Genomic DNA, 22,963 nt, shown 5'->3' with positions numbered 1-22,963 from the left:
AAGTCGGGAAACCTGAGCCTTATCTCCGCTGCCTTCCTCTCCTGAACTTGGCCCTTGGTCGTCACACCGCGGAGCCGCGAGAGTCACGTGCCGTACCGCCCGAAGCCTGGGGGGTGCATCCAGGCACCTTGATATCGGGCCCGAAGAGCGCCGGGCCGAAAAAGGCGGTCTCGCTTGTGATAGCCGCTTTGATGGTCTCCTCTGCTACGGTAATTCCTGTCGTGAACCTCGGAGGGTTCGGTTTCTTGTTCACCCCGTCCCCCCCAACCGTCGGTGCTCCCAAGCAGAACTATGCCAGCGAAAGCGTGCTGGTGGCCAATGTCGTCCCGGTGATGTCCGGGTCGCCGAACCCTTTGAACTGCGCAGGCTGCCCGCTGTCGAAGCGCTTCGGACTCTTGATGTCGAACGCCTTCGACGCGCTTTCCAATCTATGGAGCGGCATCGTCGCCAGCGGGACTTCGGCGCTGTCCACCGCAACGCATCTCAGCTCCTGGCTGTGGGGAAGAATGCTTGCTCTCTATGGCGGCCTGACCGCCCCCATACCTGCTCTGTCAGGCTCGCCTCTCTCGGCCCTTACCAGCTCCCAGACGAGCCCCAGAGGGAATCCCATCCCGCCGAACAGCACCGCCGGCTACGTGGAGAACACCCTCGTCCTGAGCAACGACACTCTCCTTCCGGGGGACGTGCCGAACCCCTTCGATGGCGCGGTGCCACCTGCGACCCCCGAATCTGTCGCCACGAGCCCTTCAAATGGAATGATCTACGTCGCCGGAGTCACAGGCAGCAGCAACACTACAGTCTTCGAGATCAGTCCCACGACAGACAAGGTCGTGCGCTCTACGACGTTGGTCCCTTCTGCCGACACGCAGTGCGGTTCCTACGGGCCGGCATTGACCCTCGACCCTACCACCGGGTACCTCTACGTGACCTCGTCCGGATGCCCGACTCCCGTGGTCGTCGTCTTCGACACAAACAACAACACCGTCCTGAAGTCAATCGCTTTGCCGAGCAACTTCGGTGCGGTCGCTGTCGCATATGACGCTTCCAGCAACGAGGTGTACGTGACGGGCAATTCCTTCAGCACGGAAAATGTGGTCATCATCAACGCCACCAGCAATTCCATCGCTACCTCCATAGACAGCCTTGGCGGATGCTGGACCTTCGCACCAGTCTACGACGCGAATGACGGTCTCATGTACGTGACAACCTGGTTCTGCGGCGCGACCTTCGTCGTCGGCCACGCGGACATGTTTGGAATCAACAGCACGAACTCAGTGGTAGCAACGATACCCATTCCAGCCGAAAACACCGGTATATCCTCCTTAGGAGCAGGGACAGCTACCATCACGCCTGGTGGCACGATCTACCTCGAGGAGAACAGCGCATACACTCCTGGATCTGACGGCGTCATCTCCTACCCCATCGACGTGGTCGACCCTCAGGCAAACACCTCTTCAGTCATCGAGGTCTCCTGCGGATACCGATACGTCTCAAGCACATGCGGCCCCGTCGGACTGGCATTCGACCCAGCCAACGGGTACCTGTATTCGACCGCAAGCGTCGGCTCCTACCCACAGAACGTAAGCGCGATAGACCCGAGCACGGGAAAGGCGGTAGGGTTCATGCTGACGGGGGGGCAGGCCCTATTGGGCTTCGCATACTCGAGCGGCGGGCCACGGGAGATCGCATTCGACCAATCCAACAACCAGCTGTATGACGTGAGTGGAGGTTCAGGGACGGTCTCGGTCATATATGACACGCGCTTCAACATCACGCTCACCGAATCGGGCCTCCCGTCCGGAGACGAGTGGGGGACGGTCATAGCAGGGACCGCTCCAAAGTACGCGACGTCGAACAGCATCACGTACTCCGCCCCGAACGGCGTCTACCAGCTCAACGTGACCGCCAAGGACGGCTACTGCGCGTCGCTACCTTCGAGGATGCTCGCAGTCAATGGGAGCGACGTGTCGCAGACCATCCAGTTCACCAGTTCCGGCTGCTACACGGTCACCTTCACTGAGTCGGGGCTCCCAGACGGCGAGCTTTGGGGCGCCAACCTCAGCGGCTTCGAGTCGTCTGCAATCTCTCCGTTCTCCGTCTCTTTCACAGAGGCTAACGGGAACTACACCTACGTCGTGTCCTCGGTCGGAAGGTCGGACTATCTGGGGGTCATCGGCTACGGCGTGTCGCCGTACAGCGGCACAGCTACCTTGAACGGGTCAGACATCTCAATCCCGCTCCAGTATTCCATATTCGGGCGCGCGGGCATACTCAACGTGTATGTCCACACCAACTCTGCTTTCTACTCCGGCACAGAGACAGTGCTCGTCAACGGAAACGTGACCGCCAGTCCTTCTGTCAACTTCACCACCTACGCCATGGTGACACTGACGAACCCGCTCGGCGCAGTCATCCGTTCTGACACCGTAGCAGTCAACGCCACCACTGGCCTCTTCTCCGACAACTTCACCACCGGAGGTCCTGGCTGGATAGGCGGGACCTACACGGTGACCGTGCTTTGGCCAACTGGTCCCGGATGTACCACCTCACCCGAGTCGTGTTCTTTCGCTCAGCCGACCTCCCAGTTCGGCTACCTCCCTCCGGGGCCTACCTACCAGGTCGCCTTCGTCGAAGCGGGCCTCCCCCAGGGGACGACCTGGACCGTGACCTTCGCGAACGTCACGAAGACGTCCACCTCGAGCACGATAGACTACAGCTTCCCTGACGGTTACTATCCCTACACGCTCCCTGATGTGGGGCCGTATGTTCCCCAGGTCCCCCCTCGCACGCAGATGGTGCTCGTCAACGGCTCGGGGGTGACCGAGGACGTAGGGTTCGTCTATTCCGAGCAGCTGCTCCTCTACAATGGCACGACATACCCGGGTTCGGCGCTCACTGCGTTTGGCGCCTATAACACTCAGATTCGGCAGCTCACGTACGACCCGGTCAACGGGATGCTCTACGCCCTGAGCTCTACCTCTCCGAACAGAATCTTGGGGGTGAACGCGACGACGAAGAGCATAATTCAGGAGTTCAATGTCGTCGGCGTAGACACCGTTACGGTCGATCCATCGAGCGGTTACCTGCTCGTGACGAACAGCTCAGTCCTCTCCAACGCCGACTCCAACGGGGTCTTGGATTACTACCTGGGCGCCACAGTCACGATCATCAATCCAATCGACGGCGCGATAGTCGCGGTCGCCCCCCTCCTCCCGCATCCCTCCGCAGCCGAATACATCACCGGAGTCCAATCCGCAGGCTTCGCGAGCTCCACCGGCACCTTCTACGCCCTAGTTCAGATAACAAACTCCTCTGAAACATACACGAATGAAGTGGTCTACGCCGTGTCGGGGACTACAGGCGCGGTCGAATCCAACTTCACGGTCTCCACCGACGCCTTCAGGTCCCTCTCGCTCATGGCCGTCGACCCGGCGCGCGGTACGGTCTATCTGGGCGGACAGTTCGAGAACAGCACCGCTTCAGGGTCAGAGATCCTCGCGCTGAAGCCTTCGCCATGGGCGGTGCTCTCGAACGTGACGTCCGGACTCAACAACCTCAACTCGATTTCGTACGACAGCCACACCGGCTTGGCTTACCTTGCTTTTGGGAACTACTATGTTTCTTACGTGAATTGCGGCGGAGGGGGGATGTATTCGTTTGACGCGAACAGCTCAACATTGGCCAAGGTAGGACCCATGGCATGCGCGGCTGACACGGTGTTCGACCCAGAGAACGGCTACATCTACGTCTCCGACCCGATCCTCCCTCCTCCATTTCCAAATGTGTATGGAATGTCGGCCGTCAACCCCGCCACAGGGGCCATGGCCGCGAACATCACAGGGCTCGCCGGGGAGCAGGGAAGCCCTCTCTACACGATCGCTGCGGCCAACCCAGCGAACGGAGACGTGTACGCGTCGTCCCCTGGCTCATACGCCATCTCCGTAGTCGGCGGCTCGTCTAACACAGTGGTGTCCGAGATACTCCTCGGGGCCACGCCAGACTCTCTGGCCTTCGCCAGCGACGGGCTGGTCTTCGTCGCCGACCGGCAGACGAACACTCTGTGGTTCCTGAACGCGACCACGGGCCAGGTCGAAGGCAACGTGCCTGTCTCGGCTGTATCAATCGGAGGGATGGTGTACGACCCCACAAACGGGTATCTCTACGTCGTCAGCGGCCAGAGCAGCGTAGCCCCCGCGCACTGCGCTACTCTCTCCGGTGGTGGAGGGTACGCCTGCTACTCCCAGAAATTCGACAATGTCACCGTGTTCGACACCATGACCGAGACCGTCGTCGCGACCATACCTGTCAACACGACGACCGGCGGTCCCTTCGAAGGGGTGAACCTGGTCTCCGCAGCCTTCGACCCCGTCAGCAACAAGGTCTTCGTGACAGGCAGCAGCGGCAACGGGGGGTTCGTGTTCGTGATAGACGCCTCCACCAACACCCTGTCAGGGAACATCAGCTTGGGTGCCCAACCGTCCGCCACCGGCGCGATCGCCTACGACCCTGTAACCGGGTATGTGTATGCCCTCGGAGGAACGGAGTGTGGGTCGGTCATCTACTCTTGCTACGTGGAGGGGAGCGACAGGCTCTACGCGATCAACGGCTCGACAGGTGCTATCGTAGCGAACTCCAGCGTCCCTCTTTCTGACGCCATGGCGGTAGACAGCAAGACAGGGACGATATACACCGTAGGAGACGGTCTGCCATTCGAGCTGGCAACCATAAACGCGACCACGGGGAACGTCATCGCGATTACGTCGCTCCCCTGCTCCTCAGGGGGTGAGGTCTGCGGCACCATGGCGGCAGCTTATGACCCGTCGAACGACGAGGTCTACGTCGCCGTGACCATGGGCGGGTCTCCCATCCTTGCCTCCTACGATACGGCGACAGGGGCGGCAGGCGCGGTCTACGACGGGGCGACGATTTACCGTATCAACAACGGGTGGTATTTCCCTGGACAGCAGGCGGTGGTCTACGACCCCCTCGCCAACGAGCTCTTCACATCGGCCGGGTACTCCTCGATCTATTCTTCGATCGGTGCCATATCAATCATATCCCCGCTCAACGCCACATTCGTCCCTGTCTCTTCTTCTTCCCTCCAGGTCAGCGCGGTTCTGCCCGACGGAAGCCCCGTTTCCGGGGTGTCGGTCTCAGTCCCCGGGCTCGAATTCGTCACAGGGGGGACAGGCACGCTGGCTTTCACAGGGCTTCCCTCGGGCTCGGCTGAACCAGTCCAAGCATGCGTCGACGGTCTCTGCGTAACGAAGACCGTGACTCTTGCTCCAGGAAGCAACGCTGTTTCATTCGAGATTCAGAGTGCCCACGCTTTGGTCACGGGCGCCCAGGGCACCGCGGTGGCAGGCGTGCAGCTGACCTTCTCGGGGACTGGCGGAGTCGCGGGGCTGCTCACCACCAACTCCAGCGGCCTCACGCCATCTGTACTTTCACCGTCAGGTGCGACCCTCACAATCACCACCAACCTTTACGGGACGGGCCTGCCCTATGAGACCCCCGCCGCCGAGTCGTTCACGGTCAACGGCACCACCCCCATCATAGAGCTGCAGCCTCTGCCCACAGGCACGCTCCAGGGTCTTGTCTCCTACAGCAACGGGACGGTCGTCGCGGACGCGCGCGTCACTATCGACGAGCAGATCAACGGCGTGACCCTTACGGACAGCGCGCTCACCAACGCGACGGGAGGGTACAGCGCGGCTTTCTATTCGGGGCAAGCAACAGCCTATGCCGCCTCGCCACAGCTCCTCTCCTCGTCCCTCGAAGATACGACCATCGCCCCAGGCCTGACCACCGTCCTCGACCTCAACATACCCTTAGTCGGGCCCAGCAGTGTGGCCGTCGATGTGTTTGTGAAGTACCTCAACCAGACGCAGTTCCTGCCTTTCGTCTACGGCTATACGACTGCCCACGCGGGCAAAGACCCGACGCTCACGGACGCGAATGGGCAGGAGTATGACGTCTCTTCGAACCCGTTCGAGTTCGCCGGATATGCAGGGGAGGTTGTGAAAGCTTGCTGGAACGGATACTCGTTCGGTCTTCCTCTGGTCTGCGACTCGGCACAGCTAAACCCTTCAAGGAACGCCACTATCTCGCTCTACGCGGCACAACAAGGCCTGGTCAGGGCGACAATCGTCTCGGGCTCCCCTGAAGAGCCCGTCTCAAGCTGGTCAGCGAACGTCTATTCTGTTAACGCGACTGGGTTCGCTCTGTACGTGACCTCGATTTCCAACTTGAGTGCGTCGCTATCATACTCCCCGCCCGGGCCTGGGGAGTTCGAGTTCCAGCTATCCAGCAGGAATAGCCAGGTGCAAACGCTCTTCGGGAGCGTTGAAGTGAGCATCTCGCAGGCACAGATAACGAACCTCGGAAACGTCGAGCTCTCCGCAGGCGTCTATTTCACGGGCAAGCAGGGCAACGGCGTTGCTTCCTTGCCATCTGTGAGCGCACCCGGGGGGGTGGTAGAGATTCGGGGGACATACAACAGCACAGCCACGACTACCCTTGCAAATGTCACGCTGCAGCTCCAAGTGCCTGCTCAGACGTCCCTCGTCCCTGGAAGCATCGCGCTCAACCTGCTGCAAGCGAAGGGAGTCATCCAGAACGGGAGCTACTACTACGTGCCGGTCGGCGAACTGTCGGCAGGCGAATCGGGGATCGTCTCCTACGAGCTCCTGCTCTCGCAGTCGTTGAACGCCACTCAGCTCAGCTCGAGCGTCTACATTTCATACTCCGTCCAGAACCAGGTCCAGAGAGAGCTCATCGGGACAGCCGACGTTCAGACCAACGCTGTTACCATCTTTGCGCCTTCATCGATCGCCTCCTTGAACGTGTCCGTGTCGGGCCAGGCCCCGCAAGCCAGCACCGTCACCGTATACGACAACCAGACCGTGCTCGGGAGCGTCTTGGTCCCTGCAGGGGGGTACTGGGAGGGGGTCTTCTCGCTTCCTGACGTCGGGAACTCGTCCGCCAACGAATTGCACGCAGAAGCGAGCACAAACGGAGGGACGGTTCTTTATTCCAAGACCATCGAAGTCGGTTACGTCGACGGCCAGGTAGAGCTGACAAAGATGTGCATGGACCAGTCTGATGGAAGGCTGGTATGCTGGAACCCCTCAACCCAGGTCGCGCAGTTCCCCTACGTGATAGAGATATACGAGCCGATCTCGTTCAGCCTATACTTCAACGAGCCAAACGACGTGACTGGGGTGGCGGTGCACCTCGGCCACTCCGTCTCCGGGAATGCCTCGCTCGGCTCCAACGGAGTTTACAGCGTGTCGTTCAACGTTCCTAGCGGTAGCTGGTGGGAAAGCGGATGGGATGGGACGATAAGCGTCACTTACCTTCAACTGCCTTATCCGAAGTACAACGGCACTCTCCCTACGCCGACGCTCCCGGAGAAGCTGCCGCCAGACCAATCGGTGTCAGGCATCCCCGTCTTCAACATAACATTGACGTCGGAGAGCTCGACGAGCTTCTCCGAGACCATCTCTCTCCCCAACGGGACGTTCTTGATGACTTCAACCGGGAGTCTGACGGCCAACTACTCGATGGACCTCACCCAGGCGCAGATCGTCCAGGCTCTATCGAGCGGCCTCCCCGTGTACAACTTCAGCGTGTCGGTGACGGCGTTGAACAGCACCGTGAACTTGCTGCAGATTTCGTATTTCGTACCAAACGACGCGCAGGTCGTCGGTGCAGCCAGTGACCTGGCCGCGTCAGGAGGCGTCGTCGACCCGATAGGCACACTCTTCAAGCTCATGTGGTCCTACAATGGCGGGATCCTGAGCAAGGCCTACGACTTCTGCGTGACTTACCCTGCAGTGTGCCGAGCCGGCTCTGGAGGTGAAGCGACAACCATCAAGGTAGCAAGCGCCCTAGACAAGGCGGAACTCGTATACAAGTCTGAAAGCGCGTTGAGTACCTTCGTCTCTTTGTACGACGCGGGGAAGAACCTCTACACGCTGGAGAACATGAATCAGGAACTCAACAACCTTGCACAGTGTGCGCTCTTGAACCTGCAGCCGGGCGAAGGCCAGAAGGCTTACCTCAACCTAATCTTCGCAGACGAGCATCTTGTGGACGTGGCGGAGGGCGCGAAGTACCTCTACAACATGGCGACGGCCCCCTTCGACTTCCTGGTGAGCGCAGTCACGGGGAAGGTAGTCGCCGTAGGCAACGATTATCTCAACTCCATTGTCAACCAGGTTCAAAACGACATCTCAACACTAGGCGGCGATATCAACTGCGGTACCCACCCGGTCTCCAACGTGAATCAAGAGTACGACCCCAGCGGTGTGGTTTATGCAGGCCTCCTCACCAACCCGGTCGCCAACGCCACGGTCATTGTCCTCCAGTACAACTCCACCACCAGCCAGTGGGTGCCTTGGGCTGCGTCGGGGTTCGGCCAGCTCAACCCACAGGAGACTGACCAAGGGGGTAGATACGCCTGGTTCGTGCCCGCCGGCAGGTACATGGTAGTTGTCCAAGCCCCAGGCTATTCCACCGCCAGCAGCATAGTGGTCTACGTCCCGCCACCAGCCACAGGTGTCGACATAGACCTGTCGCCTTCGTCGCCCCCCTCAGTCTCAGGCGTCTCGGTGTTCTCAAACTCTACGGGCTCTTTCATCGAGCTCTCTTTCGACCAACTGATGCGCGCGTCGACCCTCAACGGCACGACGATAGCAATCTCCTCCAACGGAGGCCAGAACGTGACCGGGACCATCTTCCCTGTGTCTTCCCAGCTCTCGCCCGGGGGTGTGCCGTTGACGAGCGAGGCGATATTCGTCCCGTCCTCTCCTCTCTTGCAGGGGGTCAACTACACGGTCCTGGTCTCGCCTAGTGTGGAGAACTACGCTAACATGACCATGGGCTCGGCGTTCCGGGCCGAAGCAGGAATTGCCCCCCTGACGTACACCCTGACCACGGACGCCACCGACGTCGCCCCAGGCGAGCCGCTCAACGCCACTGCGACTACGAACGACCCTCTCTCCAAGGACGTCCAGTTCACGTGGCTCTCGCCGGCAGGTCAGCCAGTCAGCTCCTCTCTAACCGCGCTCTCGTCCTCAGGCGCATCGTCCACTTTCACCCCGAGCCAGAACGGCACCTGGGTCGTCGAGGCCACGTTCACAGACGGCATGAACGTCATCAAGACGCTGACTAGAACGCTCTACGTGGTCCAGCCGTCCCCCCTCACAGAGCTATTCGTCACGGCCGTCGCGAACGGCACTGGCGCGGCTTCAGCAGACAGCGCCCTCTCCAACGGGATTAACGTCGTCCTTACAGGAATCGCGCCGGGGGCTTCGGTCGGCGTCGACACCTTCGATTACGTCGCCACGCCGCCTGGCACGACCAGCCTCTCCGCACAAACGGGAACAACAGCGATTGGTTACTTCGACGTAGGCGTGGTCGGCGCCTCTGCAGGGAGCGCCACGGTCTGCTTCACCCTGTCAGGGGTCTCGTCGTCTGATCTGCTCTACTACTACTCCGTCGGCGAAGGGGCATGGGTCGAGGCTTCCGGTCCCACGTTCGCTTCGCCTGACACACTCTGCGGTTCAGTGGGCGTTTCTGAGCTCGGAGGCACCCCGTTCGCCGCTGCGCAGCCTCCGTCCACCCCGCCCTCGCCTGTCGCATTCGCCTTCTCGCTCTCTGTCTCTCCTTCATCTGAGAGCGTGACCCAGGGCGGCACAGCCACCGCAACGGTCACCGTCTCGCTCATTTCAGGCTCCACCCAGCCAGTCAGCTTATCAGCCTCGGGCCTTCCATCGGAGGCTCCTGGTACATTCTCTCTGACCTCCTGCACCCCGAGTTGCACTTCCACTCTGTCCATCCCCACCTCTTCCACAACCCCCGCAGGCACATACTCCATCACGGTGACCGCGAGCGGTGGAAGCAGCACTGAGACGGCTGCATTCACGCTCACCGTCACACCTTCAACCACGACTACCACTACGACGACTTCAACCACTACCACTACGACGACTTCATCCGCCACAACGACTTCATTCACTACGGCAGCTTCGTCTACCACCACGACAACAACTTCTTCAACAGCGACAACTCCAGAACCACCGCCGCTCACTACCACGACCACGGCATCGACGACTTCCGTGTATGCAGCCTCCCCACAGGCCACAGCCATGGAGTATGCCGAGATCGCCTTGGCGGTCGTCCTTCTAGCCGTTGTAGCTGGAGTGCTCATGGTCAGCAGAAAGAGGGCTTGGTGGCACTGACGATTTGAAGGCAGACCAGTTCGTCAAGGTAAAGATACGCCACACATATGTCAGCACCCTCGACGAGATAGCTGGGAGGCTCGGCTACGCAGGCAGGGACGAGGTGGTTGACGACGCTGTCAGGCGCTTCGTCGAATCTCTCGGCTTGGTGCCAGAGGGGTCCGGCCGTAGGCGGAAAGGGTGACTGTTGGACTCCCTCCTCATAGCCTTCATCGCATGGTTCCACATATTGTTCGCCGCCATCTGGATAGGCTCCGCCGTCCTTTTCTTCGCTGTCCTGGGCCCGGTCGTCTCCGCCCTCTCTCCCCAGTCCAGCTCAGAGTTCGTGACTCGGTTTTTCCCGAAGATGGAGAGGTTCCTCAACACGGTGGTGCCTATGCTACTTGCCTCCGGCGCTGCTCTGTACGTGGCGATGTCCTGGGATGGACCGTTCGTCCTTGATTGGTGGAGTCTGGCCGTGGCGGCGGGGGGAGTCCTCGGCCTGTCGACCTATCTCTTCGCGCTCGTGGCCCTCGTGCCTGCGGGCAGGCGGCTCACGGCGCTGGTTCAGAACGGCGCCCCCAGGGACGGCCTCGCGAGCGCTCAGAGGTCTCTCGGCCTGGCGTCCACGGTCGAGCTCGTGCTGATGCTGCTGACCCTCGCCGCGATGGTGTCCGCGGGGTTCCACTAGCGGGCCGGCGTCACCAGACGAGCGCCAGCGCCTCGCTGGCACTTCTCGGGGGCGACCCGTTCACTTTGGCTCTCACCAAGGCCACCTGCCTGGCGTAGCCGTCTGCGCCCACGCCTTCGAACAGCTTCTCCGCCCCGGTGAGGCGTCTCCTGGAGGAAGACTGGTGCCCTTCCTTCGCGTCGGCAACGCCTCTCCACCACGCGACCCTCCCCCTCGACACGGCATCGTCGGAAAGCAGCATGCCTGCCTTCCTGAGGTGGGCCCTGCACTCGTCGTCATTCCCCTCCGCCAGAGCGATGCCGGCGCCTGCAAGCTCCAGAACCCCAAGGGAGTACCTTCGCTCTGTCGACCGCCTCAGCTCCAGGGCCTCTCCCATCTCTTTTCTCGCCCTGGCGAGGTCGCCGAGTTTGCACCTCAGCAAAATCCGTTCAGATTGCACTTCGAGCAAGGCGTGCCGGTTCCCTGACTCCTTCGCGAGACGTATCCCCCGGTTGAGGTGGAGGAGCGCTTCCATCTTCTTTCCCGCCCTTTCCATCACGAGCCCGCTCGCTTCTTCTACGAACTCGGCCATCACCTTGTTCCCTGGCGGCACTTCCGCGCGAGCCCTCGTCAGCAACGAGACGGCCCCTCCGATGTCCCCCTTCATGTAGTGGTAGACGGCCAGGCCCCCCATGGAGCCTGCGAGGTTCCTCTGGTCCCCTATCCTCTGGAAAAAGCTAACCGCAGACGAGCCGAAGCGTATCGCCTCCTCGAACTTCCCTTCGGTCGCCATCAGGTCTGCCATCGTCTCCTTCAGGTAAGCGGCCCCGGCCGGATCTTCTGTCTCGATGCCGGGAACCCTGAGGCCGCTCCTGCACGCCCGTTCCGCGCCCCGGTTGTTCCCAAGGGACGACAGCACGTGCGCCTCGTTCAGGAATGACGCGGCTACAAGGACCTGGTCTCCGCACTGCTTGCCGATGGCCCCGGCGCTCCTGGCGCTCCTCAGAGCGAGCGAGTACGACGCCTGGGTCCTCCAGAGCAGGTATGCCCTGACGATCTTGAGCCATCCCGTGACCCTGCCTTCCCCTTCGTGCGACTGCGCGGTGCTGGTGAGAAGCTCCTCGCAAAGTCGCAGCAGGGGCTCCGCGTATCCCTCGTCAACTATCTTTGTGAATTCGTCATTGCCGAGGTACTTGCCTACGACCGCTTCTGTCTGCCCTGCTTTGACGTAGTGGTAGATGGCTTCGAGCGACGAACGCCTCTCACCCTCGGCCTCGTAGTACGCGGCTGCCCTCGCGTGCGCAGCGGCAGACGAACCCAGGAGCTGGCCCGCCACCTGCCTTACGAGGTCGTGGACGGCGAAGCTGTTCCCCGTCCTCGTCACCACCCCTGCCCTTTCGAGGGCGGCCATCCTGTGCAGCAGCACCTCGTCCCTCGACCCGCTCGGCCCTACCGCCCGGGCCGCTTCCAGTGGGAAGGGCCCCCTCAGCACTGAAAGGCTCTCCAAGGTTCCAAGCTCCTGCTCCTCCAAAACGTTCTCTATCCAGAACAATACGTGGTCCCGCACCGTGGATAGGGCCGCTTCAATCGCCTTGTCCCTCCCCATGGCTCCTACGGAGCTGCAGGCGAGGGTCAGGGCGAGGGAGTGCCCCTTGAGCGCCGCGTTGATGCGCGCGACCTCGCTGCTCTCCAGGTGTACCCCGTTCTCCTCGAAGAGCTTCCTGGCATCTGCTTCGCTGTGGCCGCTCAGGCGGAGCTCATGCACGATGCCGCTCCCGACGTATAGCTCGGTGGGCCGCGCCCTCGACACGACAACGGTCCTAGTCACGGCCGAGTCGGCGAGCCGCCGGATTAGGCGCGTCACGCCGCTGTCCCTGCAGAAGTGGTAGTCGTCGAACACGATTAGGGACCGCCCTTTGCGGAGTTCGCGCGCGGCGGCGTCTATCAGGGTGCCTTCTTCTGATGCTCCGGACTGGATGAGACGTGAAAGCCGCCCTGTCCCCTTCCCATCCATGAACCTCCCAAGCTTGGCCAGCACGTACCTGAGGCTGTCCGACTCCCGCAGGTCGTGCCAGAAGACGCCGCGTAAGCCGCGCCCCGCGGAGGTCCAGTCCTGGGCGTACTTCGACACGAGGGCTGTCTTTCCGATGCCTGCTATCCCGGTCACCACGGTCAGCCCGGCCGCTTTGTCCTTCAGGGCGCGGAGCTCCCTCTCACGTCCGACGAACGTAGAGAACCTTGGGACTGTCACGCTGTACATCGGCTGTTCAAGCTCGATCGTCCCTCCCGCCCCTTCTCCGGCCGCCTCCAGCCTCACCCCGCCAGCATCGAGGCCTATCCTGAGCGAACGTACGGTCGCAGAGTACGTCTTGACGTTCTTCTGAGGGCTTCTCGCCCTTGTCCAACGGCTCTTCACGAAGCCCAGCTCCTCGAGGGCTCTGAGGCGCTCCGACACGTGGGACTCCCGCATTCCCAGTTTCTGAGCGATTTGGCGGGGGTAAGACTCCGCCCCCATCAGGGCCGAAAGGATGAGTGCGTTGGCCGGGTTGGAGAGGAGCCTGAATGCCCTTTGCGCGTTAGGTGCCTGGGCTTCGACCGGGGTGTCCCTCTTCCTGAGGGGTTCCGCGCGTCCTCTCGCGGAAGCTGCGCTCTTAGAGCTCACCGTCCTCGCGCCTTCCCCCTCCTCGTCTCCTCGCGCCCCCTCCAGGTAACCCGTAAGCTCACTTCACCCCCTTACGCCGAGGTCGCTCCACGTCTCTAACCGGCACCGCTTCGATGGGTTGCTCGCCTTAAAGACTGTGCCTGAATCCTTCTTTACAAAGGGGCAGCCGCGTCGGGTGGGCCGGGTGCCTCACCGTGCGGCTCGCAGGGGCTGCCGTCTGCCATGTGTCAGACGCGGCGCCTGCTTCCTTCATCTCCATCTGGTGAGTATCTCTTCCCTCTGGAATGTCGCCTTTGCCACGAAGAACATGGCGACGCTGACGGCCGCGAGGACTCCGGCCAGGATGACCAGGTTGGTGTCACTCAGCGTGAAGAATCCGAGTTCTGACACGAGGTAGAGCCCTACGAAGGGCAGCATGATGAGCGCTCCGGACTGCTGCGCGCTCCGCACGTCGGTCATCCTGGAGGAGATGACGACGTTCGCCTCCACGCTGAGCAGGGCGGCGAAAGGCGCCGCGAGGAGTATCGCTCCGATGTCCCAGTTAGGGTAATAGTAACGCCCCAGCACGCCGTGGGTGAAATAGTCCATGAGCGCCATGTAGGATATGGAGCCGGCGTAGAGCGCCGCGACAGGGAGGAGGAAAGAAGACAGTGTCTTGCCGAGCAGGATGTCCCCGTCTGTCATGGGGGTGGCGAGCATCGGCTCGAGGCTCTTCTGCACCTTTTCTCCTACGAGGCTGTAGGAAGCGAGAGCGGTCGGGATGATCGCCGCCCCGACCAGGAACCAGATGGAAAACGAGTTCATGAGCCCGGGGGCGGCTGCTGCGCTCAGTCCCTTGACGGTCCGGTGGAGCGAGTAGTTGATGATGAGCGGAAAGCCGACTCCGACTATCAGGGGGAGGGCGACCGTCGCATAGATGACAGAAGGCTTTCTCGAGTATGTCTTGAAATCCTTCAGGGCTACATTCCAGGCGTTCTGCAAGTCCACGAGCGTCTACTCTCCCTTCACCAGCTTGAGGTAGACGTCCTCCAGACTGGACCCCACCTCTGTGACGAAGACCACCTTTCCTCCGGCGCTCTGGACCGACCTAATTATCTCAGGGTTCTCCGTCTCTGGTTCATTCAGGCCGACCACGAAGCTGTCGTCTGTCACCTCTCCGACCTCGTACCCCATACTGCTCACAGCGGAAACCATCGCGTCATCGACGCGTTGAAGCTGGACCTTCACCTTCCTGCCTGTAAGCGAGCGCCTGAGCTCCTGCGGGCTCCCGGTGGCCACCAGTCTCGTCTTGAGGATGGCGACCCGGTCGCAGATCCTTTCCGCTTCGTCCAGGAGGTGGGTGTTCAGGAAGATCGTCCTCTTTTCCTTCTTCAGCTCAAGGACGAAGTCTCTGACGGTCTTCGCGGCCTCCGGATCCAGGCTGGCCGTCGGCTCGTCCAAGAACAGGATTTCAGGGTCGTGGACGAGGGCCCTCGCGATCGCCAGCTTTTGTTTCATCCCCTTCGAGAACGTCCCTGCTGCGGCGCCTCTCTTGTCCCAGAGCCCCAGCATCTCCAGGAGATACCTGATCCTCTCCTTCCTCTGCTGTTCCCCGATCTTGTAGTACCGGCCGTAGAAGTCCAGGTTGTCGTAGGCGCTCAACTCTTCGTACAGGCCTACGTTCTCCGTGAGGAGGCCCACCATCTTCCTTATCTTCGGCTGGTCCGCGGTTTTCGCGATCTCGTAACCCCCCACGGTGGCGCTGCCGGAGCTCTTGGAAACGAGGCACGTCAGCATCCTGACAGTGGTGGTCTTGCCCGCGCCGTTAGGACCCAGGAACCCGAACACCTCCCCTTCGTCTACGTGCAGGGTAACCGAGTCGACGGCGGTGCTGTCGCCGAACTTCTTCGTTAGGCCATCGGTGTCGATCAAGCTACATCCCGTTCTTTAGCCGGACCGTCGTGTCGGCATCCGAAACAGCTCTTCCTGCTCCTATAACGAGGCGGGCGCCAGGCCGGGTCAGAAGGGTGCTTGCCCTGCCGGCCTCCGGGGTTGAATCTGTTCCTGCGCCGGTCTGTTTTGGTCGGAACAGCGCTCCGAAGCGGAAGATGTATGCCAGGACGATTATGATGGCGGTGACGGAAATGATCAAGATTGCTTTGTCAACGGTCAACACCGCCAATTCGTGCGCTCAGCTCTTCTCCAACTTCCTGCAGGGGTGTGATAAACATGCTCTCAGCCTCCTTCGTCTGAACTTCGGGACAGCAGGCTGCCGCGCCGTCCGAACCTGGCGCACGGACTCCGATGGCTGCTGAATGGTCGAGCCGAAGTGACCCTCCCTGCGGCGTCCCGTCTCTTCGGAGGGCGTCCGAAAGTACCCTAGAATCTGGCGGAGCGGGGAATGGATAACTAGAGGCCTGCTTCAGGGAGACTGTTGAAAATCACGGGCGCGGTCCCGCAGGCTTCGCCAGGGCGCATCCGGTATCCTGGGGTACGAGGCTCGCGGCTCCGGAAGGAGAAGCCCTCGAACCGGCTGGAAGCGCCGGCCACCGGACGTCGGGACTCTCTACCCTTTCTGTCGCCGAGAAAGGGAACCCTCCCGCCAGCGGAGTGCTAGCTTGAGCATCGACCCTGGCATCCTCCTGGCCGCCCTGGGAATCACCATGCTCGAGCTCGCAGAAGCCGCCGCGGTGGGGCTTGCCCTCTTCGCGGAGTCTGGAAGGTATGCCGCCTTCCTCTACGTGGCCGCCGGGACCGCGGTGGTGTTCCTCCCCACCTTCCTGGTGGGGGACTTGGTCTCGTACCTCCCCCTCCTCTTCGTCAGGCTGGTCGGGGCCGTCCTGCTGCTTTACTTCGGGCAGAGACTCGCAAGGTCCGCCAGGCGTTCTGTCGTCAGGAGCAGGACGACCGGGTTCCCGACCGAGGCCTTCGAGAAGGGGCTGATGTACACCGGCTTCTCAGTGGGGGCGGTGGAGGCGTTCGAAGCGTCCATCGTGCTGGTGGGCCTCATACCAGAGAACTTCGGGTCCGCGACCGTCGGGTTCGTAGCCGGCGTAGCCGTGGTTGCGGTGGCCACCTTCGTCCTCAGGTCCCAGGTCAGGAAGATCAAACAGGCGAACATGAAGGTGGTGGTCTCGGGCCTGCTCCTCACGTTCTCCGCTTTCTGGTTCGCGGAGGCTCTGGTCGCGGTCAACGACCTCCTCCTCATCCCCCTGTTCGCCGTTTTCGCGGTCGCGGTGCACCAGTTCGCTAACCGGCCCACCCCTCCCATCGCTCCCGGTGCAGAGGCACCAACTGCTGCCCCCGAGGCGCACAAGTGATCCAGATGGAAGGGGTCGCGGTCGGAATCTTCGGGTCGGACGCGGAGACCAAGTCCGCCTTCGCCGCGGCTGTGGCGAAGAAGAGCGAAGCAGAGGGGATGGCCGTCTACACGCGCACGGAAGGCGGAAGGCGCTACTCTCTGCTCGATGCTACCGACTTCCCCGAAAAGGTCCAGGGCTACTCGCGCATAGCCTCGATGGTGGACCACGCCCTCTACCTCTACCCGAAGTCCGGGAGGCTGACGGCCCCAGACGGGGAGCTCGCCCTCCTGGTCGCGGCCTTCGGTCTCAGAGGGACCCTGGAGCTCTTCGACGGCTCTTCCACCCCCGAGGCGGCTAGGTCCGCTCTGCGGGGCACTGCCGTAGCGGGGTTCGACGTCGAGGAGCGCCAGACCTCCTCTGCGGCCATAGACCTAGGCCGGGCATCCGCGAGGAGGGACTTCCCTCGGTCGGGGACCCTCATCTACATGGACAGGGCGTTCACCGTAAAGGGGGTCGGGACCGTGGCCCTGGGGTTCGTCCTTTCAGGGGAGGTTTCGATCCACGATCAGCTCCGTCTTGTGCCGGGGCCGGCCGGGCTGAGGGCCGACGTCAAGGGGATCCAGGTGAACGACGTCGACTTCGACTCCGCCGGCAGGGGGATAAGGGTGGGGCTCTCCCTGAGGGGGGTCGAGCCCAAAGACCTGGACAGATGCCACTGGCTCGACGACGGGTCTCTCACCCTCGCAGACGAGGTCACCCTGGAGTTCGCGAAGTCCTCCTTCTACAAGTCGGAGGTGGCGCCGCGGGACCTCCACCTCCAGCTCCCTGGAGAGATGGCGCCCGCGAGGATCACCGCCGCCGAGGGGCCGAGGTTGCATGCGAAACTCCCCTGGCCGGTTCCGGTTTGGGACGGGATGAGGGCGGCCGTGATCGACCTCAACGGCGGCGCCCTGAGGATAGCCGGCGGCGCTACCTGCAAGCTTTAATGCAGGCGAGACCACTCAAACTACATTGCCTGGCACTGAGACGGCCACCTTCGGGAGCGGTTGCTTCTGGTGCTCCGAAGCGGTGTTCTCAGAGCTCCAGGGGGTCATCAGAGTGCTCCCAGGCTATGCGGGAGGGACCGTCCCCAACCCGACCTATGACGAGGTCTGCACCGACGTCACCGGCCACGCAGAAGTGGCGCAGATCACCTTCGACCCCTCTGCCATTTCCTACCGCGAGCTCCTCGAGGTCTTCTTCTCTACCCACGACCCCACCACCCTCAACAGGCAGGGGGCCGACGTAGGGACGCAGTACAGGTCCGTCATCTTCTACTCTGACGCCAGGCAGAAGAAGGAAGCCGACGAGACTATCGCCGAGCTCACCAGGGAGGGAGTCTTCAGGAACCCCGTGATCACCGAAGTGGCCCCCCTCGCGGCCTTCTACCCGGCTGAAGACTACCACAGGGAGTACTTCAGGCGGAACCCCTCCAAGCCGTACTGCCAGGCTGTGATAGCCCCGAAGCTGGCGAAGTTCAGGTCCCACTGGAAGGCGAAGCTGAAGGCTGCCCAGGCCCAGGCTGTCTAGCGCCGCCGGCGGGGTCTTCGGGATAACTGGGACCCCCGGGACAGGCAAGAAATCAGTCGCTCCGCTCGTGGCGAAGAAGCTAGGGCTCCCTGTCCACGGTTTGAACGACCTCGCCCGCTCATACGACCTCGCGGCAGGCAGCGGTGACGACCTGTCAGTCGACACGGAAGCGCTTCGAGCGAGGGTCTCAGGGGGGATAGAACTCCCAGCGGTGATCTACGGCCACCTGCTCCCTCACGCGGTCGACGCGCGGTCGGTCGTGTCCGTCGTGGTCCTCAGGTGCGAGCCTGGGGTGCTGAAACAGAGGCTGACCCGGAGGGGATATCCCGCGCCCAAGCTGTCGGACAACCTGGAAGCTGAGCTCATCGGGCTCGTGTCTTCCGAGGCTTTCGCCGCTTTCGGGGCGAAGAAGACGTCGGAGGTGGACACCACCCACGCAGCCCCGTCAGAGGCCGCAGAGGCCGTCGTGGAGGCCTTCGGGGGCACGCCGCGCGGAACGAGGGTCGACTGGACCCTGAACTACGACTCCGGACCGAAGCTCAGGGCGCTGCTTTCGCCGTCCTGAACGTCCTCCCGCCTGGCCTGCGCCAGCATCGGCAGGCTGGTTGTGCCATTTCGGTCACGAAAATGGCGCTGATATCTGGACCACCTGCCAGACAAGGGTCCGACTCCCGTCCGTGCCCGTGGCGAATTGGCTCGGGATGGGTTCGGTTTCGACGACGTAGTCAGGGATGACTTATCCCACGATTCGAACCTCGAAATCTACGAAAGTTGGAACGGGGAGGCTTAAGTAGTACTACAACCATATACTACTCGAACCTAGTATGACCGAAGAAGTGGTGGTAACGCGCAAGGGCCAGACGACCGTGCCGGTGAAGCTGAGAGAGAAGTATGGAATCTACGAGGGGACGAGGTTGCAGGTCGAAGATACCGGGAAGGGGATATTGTTCCGGAAGGCGACGGGCACGCTTGAGTTGATAGGCTCAGGATCCAAGCGGGCTTCCGTCGAGGAGATGAAGAGGCTGCTGGACCAAATGAGAGCCGAGGAAGAGTGAAAGGCAGCTCCTACGATACGAGATTCCTGATAGAGCTCTTCTACGCCGACGAGGCCGATACAAGGGAGAAAGTGAGGAGGGCTCTCCTGCGCTCGAAGCCCAACTACCTTTCAACCGCGGCCCTTTCGGAGATATACAAGCTGACCTTGGAGAAGGAGGGCAGGGATGTAGCCGAACTTAGGGCAAATTCCCTAGCAAGGGATTTCAGGCTCGTCGACGTCGACAAAGAAGTAGCGACTCAGGCTGCTCTTATCAAGCACAAACACGGCGTCCCTTTTGCCGACAGCCTAATGGCCTCCACGGCCAGAATCCTCAATGTTCCCTGTTATACAGACGATCCACATTTTCGGGGAATCGACGGCGTCACTTTGAAGTGGATTAGGTAGCCCACCGACGCCCCGCAGCGAAAAAGGCGCGCCTACCTTTCCTCCCTGTCTTTCAGGTACCAAATCAGACCTTGTCCTGTCCGTCCTGTCCTATCAGTTGTCTTCTTCAAGAACCCAAGGGACTCACCCCGAGTCGGGCGCTTGCAACTCACTATGTCTAGGCCCGTCACGGTGCTAGATCAACAGAACCGCCGCAGCTAGCAGGGTGATGAAGCCTTGCTTGGGCTGATACGTCCAAATAACAGGCAGGCTGTGGTCGATTGGGAGATGGACAACTCTCCTCGTCGTTGGACCGAGATCCAAACCATCAGGGACTTGGAACAGTCTCGGGCCATGCGCTTTCGTCCGGAGCTACTTCCTGTCCTCCTCGACTACTTTGGGCTGACTCGAGGAATGGAAGTCCTTGAAGTTGGTTGCGGGCCTGGGACGATGGCGTTATACTTCTCCGAGGGATTGGCCCCGGGGCACGTCACCGGCATTGACCTGGAGAATGCGTTCATCCGCCATGCAGCGCGGAAGGCGATAAGGGCACAAATCTCCAACGTCTCGTTTCGGGTGGGGGACGCCTATAACCTTCCATTTGAGAAGGAAGCATTCGATGCGGTTGTAAGTTACACGAGCGTCGGCGTGCTCACGGACCCAGAAAAGGCAGTCCGTGAGATGATCCGCGTCTGCCGTCCCGGAGGGACGGTGAGCTTGGGCGAGGCGGTGAGCGGCCCATGGGGAATGGGGTTTACGGGGGTCGACTCGCTCGAGGTTTCCGACAGCTTCACAGGTTCTAGAAGGTTTCACCAGCTCACTCAAAAGGCGGAGCGATTGCGCCTGTCTGGCCCACCCTCAGGAATCGGAAGTCCGCGGTGGCCCGCCTCGTCTTTCATGGGCCTACTGCATCATCTTCGTCTCAGCCAGATCCGTTTCAACGCTTGGGGGTATGGACGCTCACCTGACGATTATCGGACGACTCGTACGGAACGACGGATCATCGAGAGCGCGCTATCGGAACGCCAGCTGAGAATCGGCGCGGCACATCTGTCTCCAGAGGAATACAGCGAGCTGATAAGGCTGACCCACTCGCGAGACCAATGGCTTCGGCGGCACGCCGCTTGCGACTGGGATGCGGGATTGTCGATAGTAGTCTCCGGAAGGAAGGGCGGGTCCCTACCGAGGGTGCGCCGCGGGGTGGGGGAGGGTTTCCGCAGGAAGCACGCGACCTGAGGTACTTCCGCCTCCCCAAAGCGCTCGGGCTGGACACAAGTCCGCAACTGCGTCACGGACGTTTGAGCTCCGTGTCGGCGAAGGTCGGCGCCGGGGACAGGGCAAGTCAGCCCCAGCGTGCTAAGCTCCGAGCGCCTTCCGCCCTGCCTTGCGCTGCCGACGCGAACCAAGCCGGGTCAGGGGAACTCCCCGTTTTCAGGGGCCTGGAAGTCAGGCCTGACCTGGACCAGGATGGCGCTCTGGATCCGTGCGAGGCCCACGACCGCCTCCCCTGCCTTTAGCCGCGTAAGATGCTCCCGCTGCTTCTGGTTCAGCCCGAGCGAGTCTCCGATCAGCGACACGTCGTCGGGCCATGCCAGCCTGTGCACGACCTTCGTCCCGGAGTTCTTCACGACCTCGGCTGCCACGTGGCTGGGGAACTGCGCGACGAACATCATCGCCTCCCCGAACTTCCGCAGCTCCGAGACCATCCTCTCCCCGACCGAAGGAGGGTCCTCCGCCCGCCTCGCGGGCGCTATGTTCCTCGCCTCTTCGACCACGGTGAGGTGGTCCAGGCTCCCTTTCCGCTTCACCTTCTCCTCGTAGACCATCTTCAGCATCACGTCAGAGAAGACGGCCCTGGACTGGATGTCCCTCATGTGCCCGAGCTCGACGCAGACGGCTGTGCTCAGGAGCTCCTCGAGCTTCAGAGGGCCCGAGCCTCCGAGCGCCTTCCCCGACTGCCCTTGGGTGAGGGGGACGAGCCTCCTGAGCAACGCCACCTTCGTCTCGTTGTCGTAAGCCGACCTGAGCGGATAGGCCTCGATGGTCTTGACCAGCGCCGAGATCGTAGGGACCTCGTCCGCCGAAGTCTCGCCAAGCCGCTTCTGGAGCGCGTTGCGGAACATGTAGGCCTGGGGGTGGCTGAAGTGGTAGATGTCGGAAAAAATGTCGGACACCATGGCTACGTGCTCCGCCGGGTCCGCCCCCGGCCCCACCTCGAGGGGGTTGATCGAGAAATCGTCCGTGCCAGGCGCCACGACCTTCCCGCCTGCGTCCGCGACCAGCTTTCCGTATTCGTCGTGCCAGTCCAGGACCATGACGGGGAGCCCCTCCTCGACGGCCTGCTTCACTATGGCGGCGGCCGTGGTCGACTTCCCCGAGCCCGTCATCCCGAGGACGCTCACGTGCCTCCGAAGGTCGTCCAGCTGGAGCCTGAAGTCGTGGTATTCGCGCCCTCCAGACCTCACGGCCCCTAGGACGATGCCGTCCGCGCCTGACTCCGACGCGTTGGGGACGTAGAAGTCGGGAGCGCTGTCGAGGCTCCCGGAGAGGGGAGACATCTCCTCGAACGTGCAGAGGGCCCCGGCGGCGGCCGCAGACGCCTTCTGCAGCGCCGGCCTCCCTCCGGGGAGGAGCATGGACCTCATGAACCCCGCGAGCTCCTTCCTCACGAGCCGTTCGACCCTGGCGTTCGGGAGCGCGACGCTCACTGCGGCTGAGAGTATGCTCGCGCGCTGCTCCAGGACGGCCCCGGGGTCCTCCTTCTTCTTGCAGTCGACCCAGGTCCCGACCACAAGGTCGAACTCGAGCAGTGGAGCAGCCGCTCCGTCCGGCTCCGCTTCGCTCATCAGCATGACGTACGCGAAAGGTAGCCCTGCCCGGCGCAGCCCTTCGAAGAGACCCTTCATCCTCTGCTGCTGCAGGGCGGTCTTGAGCGCTGCCGAGTAGTCCATCCGGCGCTCGTCCGCCACGTCCGGGACCCCGACCCTGAAGAAGGCGATTCCCCTCGCCTTCGAGCCGTCGGACGACAGGACGTACTTCCCGTCTCCCATCCGCAGGTCGTCGATCCCCAGGGCCGACTGGGGCTTCAGCTTCCACGCAATCTGCGCCGCAAGCTCGCTCGCCTGTCCCAACGCT

15 protein-coding genes are annotated in these 22,963 nt (G+C 62.0%); 10 read left to right on the top strand and 5 right to left on the bottom strand.

Going from position 1 to position 22,963, the window contains the following annotated elements; genetic code table 11:
* The first annotated feature begins 128 nt into the window (after window positions 1–128).
* Genes JRN21_05815 through JRN21_05805 form a run of 3 tightly spaced genes read left to right on the top strand, consistent with a single transcriptional unit; the run spans window position 129 to window position 10,917 of the window.
* On the top strand, window positions 129–10,247 hold the full coding sequence (locus JRN21_05815; protein ID MDG6988828.1) for a hypothetical protein: 10,119 nt from the start codon (window positions 129–131) through the stop codon (window positions 10,245–10,247).
* A gap of 4 nt (window positions 10,248–10,251) precedes the next feature.
* On the top strand, window positions 10,252–10,431 hold the full coding sequence (locus tag JRN21_05810) for a hypothetical protein (GenBank protein ID MDG6988827.1): 180 nt from the start codon (window positions 10,252–10,254) through the stop codon (window positions 10,429–10,431).
* A 3-nt stretch (window positions 10,432–10,434) separates the two neighbouring features.
* Window positions 10,435–10,917, top strand: coding sequence for a hypothetical protein (locus JRN21_05805; GenBank protein MDG6988826.1), 483 nt, complete (start codon window positions 10,435–10,437; stop codon window positions 10,915–10,917).
* A gap of 10 nt (window positions 10,918–10,927) precedes the next feature.
* On the opposite strand, the gene JRN21_05800 is transcribed toward JRN21_05805, so the two are convergent.
* From JRN21_05800 to JRN21_05785, 4 genes are all read right to left on the bottom strand, one after another.
* Entirely contained in the window at window positions 10,928–13,558 is a 2,631-nt protein-coding gene (locus JRN21_05800; protein MDG6988825.1) for a helix-turn-helix domain-containing protein, read from the bottom strand.
* A gap of 249 nt (window positions 13,559–13,807) precedes the next feature.
* Entirely contained in the window at window positions 13,808–14,545 is a 738-nt protein-coding gene (locus tag JRN21_05795; protein ID MDG6988824.1) for an ABC transporter permease subunit, read from the bottom strand.
* A gap of 6 nt (window positions 14,546–14,551) precedes the next feature.
* The gene (locus JRN21_05790) at window positions 14,552–15,469 is read right to left on the bottom strand and encodes an ABC transporter ATP-binding protein (protein MDG6988823.1); all 918 of its coding nucleotides are present in this window, start codon (window positions 15,467–15,469) and stop codon (window positions 14,552–14,554) included.
* A 1-nt stretch (window position 15,470) separates the two neighbouring features.
* Window positions 15,471–15,710, bottom strand: a complete 240-nt coding sequence (locus JRN21_05785; GenBank protein ID MDG6988822.1) for a hypothetical protein — start codon at window positions 15,708–15,710, stop codon at window positions 15,471–15,473.
* Window positions 15,711–16,155: 445 nt separating this feature from the next.
* Between JRN21_05785 and JRN21_05780 the strand changes: the two genes are divergently transcribed.
* From JRN21_05780 to JRN21_05750, 7 genes are all read left to right on the top strand, one after another.
* On the top strand, window positions 16,156–16,857 hold the full coding sequence (locus JRN21_05780; protein ID MDG6988821.1) for a hypothetical protein: 702 nt from the start codon (window positions 16,156–16,158) through the stop codon (window positions 16,855–16,857).
* Complete coding sequence (locus JRN21_05775) at window positions 16,854–17,825, top strand: hypothetical protein (GenBank protein MDG6988820.1); 972 nt, start codon at window positions 16,854–16,856, stop codon at window positions 17,823–17,825. Before JRN21_05780 ends, JRN21_05775 begins: the two co-directional genes overlap by 4 nt.
* 25 nt (window positions 17,826–17,850) lie before the next feature.
* Window positions 17,851–18,408, top strand: a complete 558-nt coding sequence (msrA, locus tag JRN21_05770) for a peptide-methionine (S)-S-oxide reductase MsrA (protein ID MDG6988819.1) — start codon at window positions 17,851–17,853, stop codon at window positions 18,406–18,408.
* A complete protein-coding gene (locus tag JRN21_05765; GenBank protein ID MDG6988818.1) occupies window positions 18,386–18,973 on the top strand; it encodes an AAA family ATPase in 588 nt (195 codons plus the stop codon). The genes msrA and JRN21_05765 overlap by 23 nt, the downstream gene beginning before the upstream one ends.
* 259 nt (window positions 18,974–19,232) lie before the next feature.
* Window positions 19,233–19,463 (top strand): AbrB/MazE/SpoVT family DNA-binding domain-containing protein, encoded by a 231-nt coding sequence (locus JRN21_05760; protein ID MDG6988817.1) that lies wholly within the window; start codon window positions 19,233–19,235, stop codon window positions 19,461–19,463.
* Window positions 19,460–19,849 (top strand): PIN domain-containing protein, encoded by a 390-nt coding sequence (locus JRN21_05755; GenBank protein MDG6988816.1) that lies wholly within the window; start codon window positions 19,460–19,462, stop codon window positions 19,847–19,849. The genes JRN21_05760 and JRN21_05755 overlap by 4 nt, the downstream gene beginning before the upstream one ends.
* A gap of 216 nt (window positions 19,850–20,065) precedes the next feature.
* A complete protein-coding gene (locus tag JRN21_05750; GenBank protein MDG6988815.1) occupies window positions 20,066–21,064 on the top strand; it encodes a methyltransferase domain-containing protein in 999 nt (332 codons plus the stop codon).
* 176 nt (window positions 21,065–21,240) lie between these two features.
* Here the strand turns inward: JRN21_05750 and JRN21_05745 are convergent, their stop codons facing one another.
* The gene (locus JRN21_05745; GenBank protein MDG6988814.1) at window positions 21,241–22,959 is read right to left on the bottom strand and encodes an ATP-binding protein; all 1,719 of its coding nucleotides are present in this window, start codon (window positions 22,957–22,959) and stop codon (window positions 21,241–21,243) included.
* Window positions 22,960–22,963: the final 4 nt, after the last annotated feature.

It is taken from the genome of Nitrososphaerota archaeon (genome assembly GCA_029785825.1).
In the GTDB taxonomy this organism is placed as follows: Archaea; Thermoproteota; Nitrososphaeria; order Nitrososphaerales; family Gagatemarchaeaceae; genus UBA183.
This window is presented reverse-complemented; position numbering and strand designations above follow the sequence as displayed.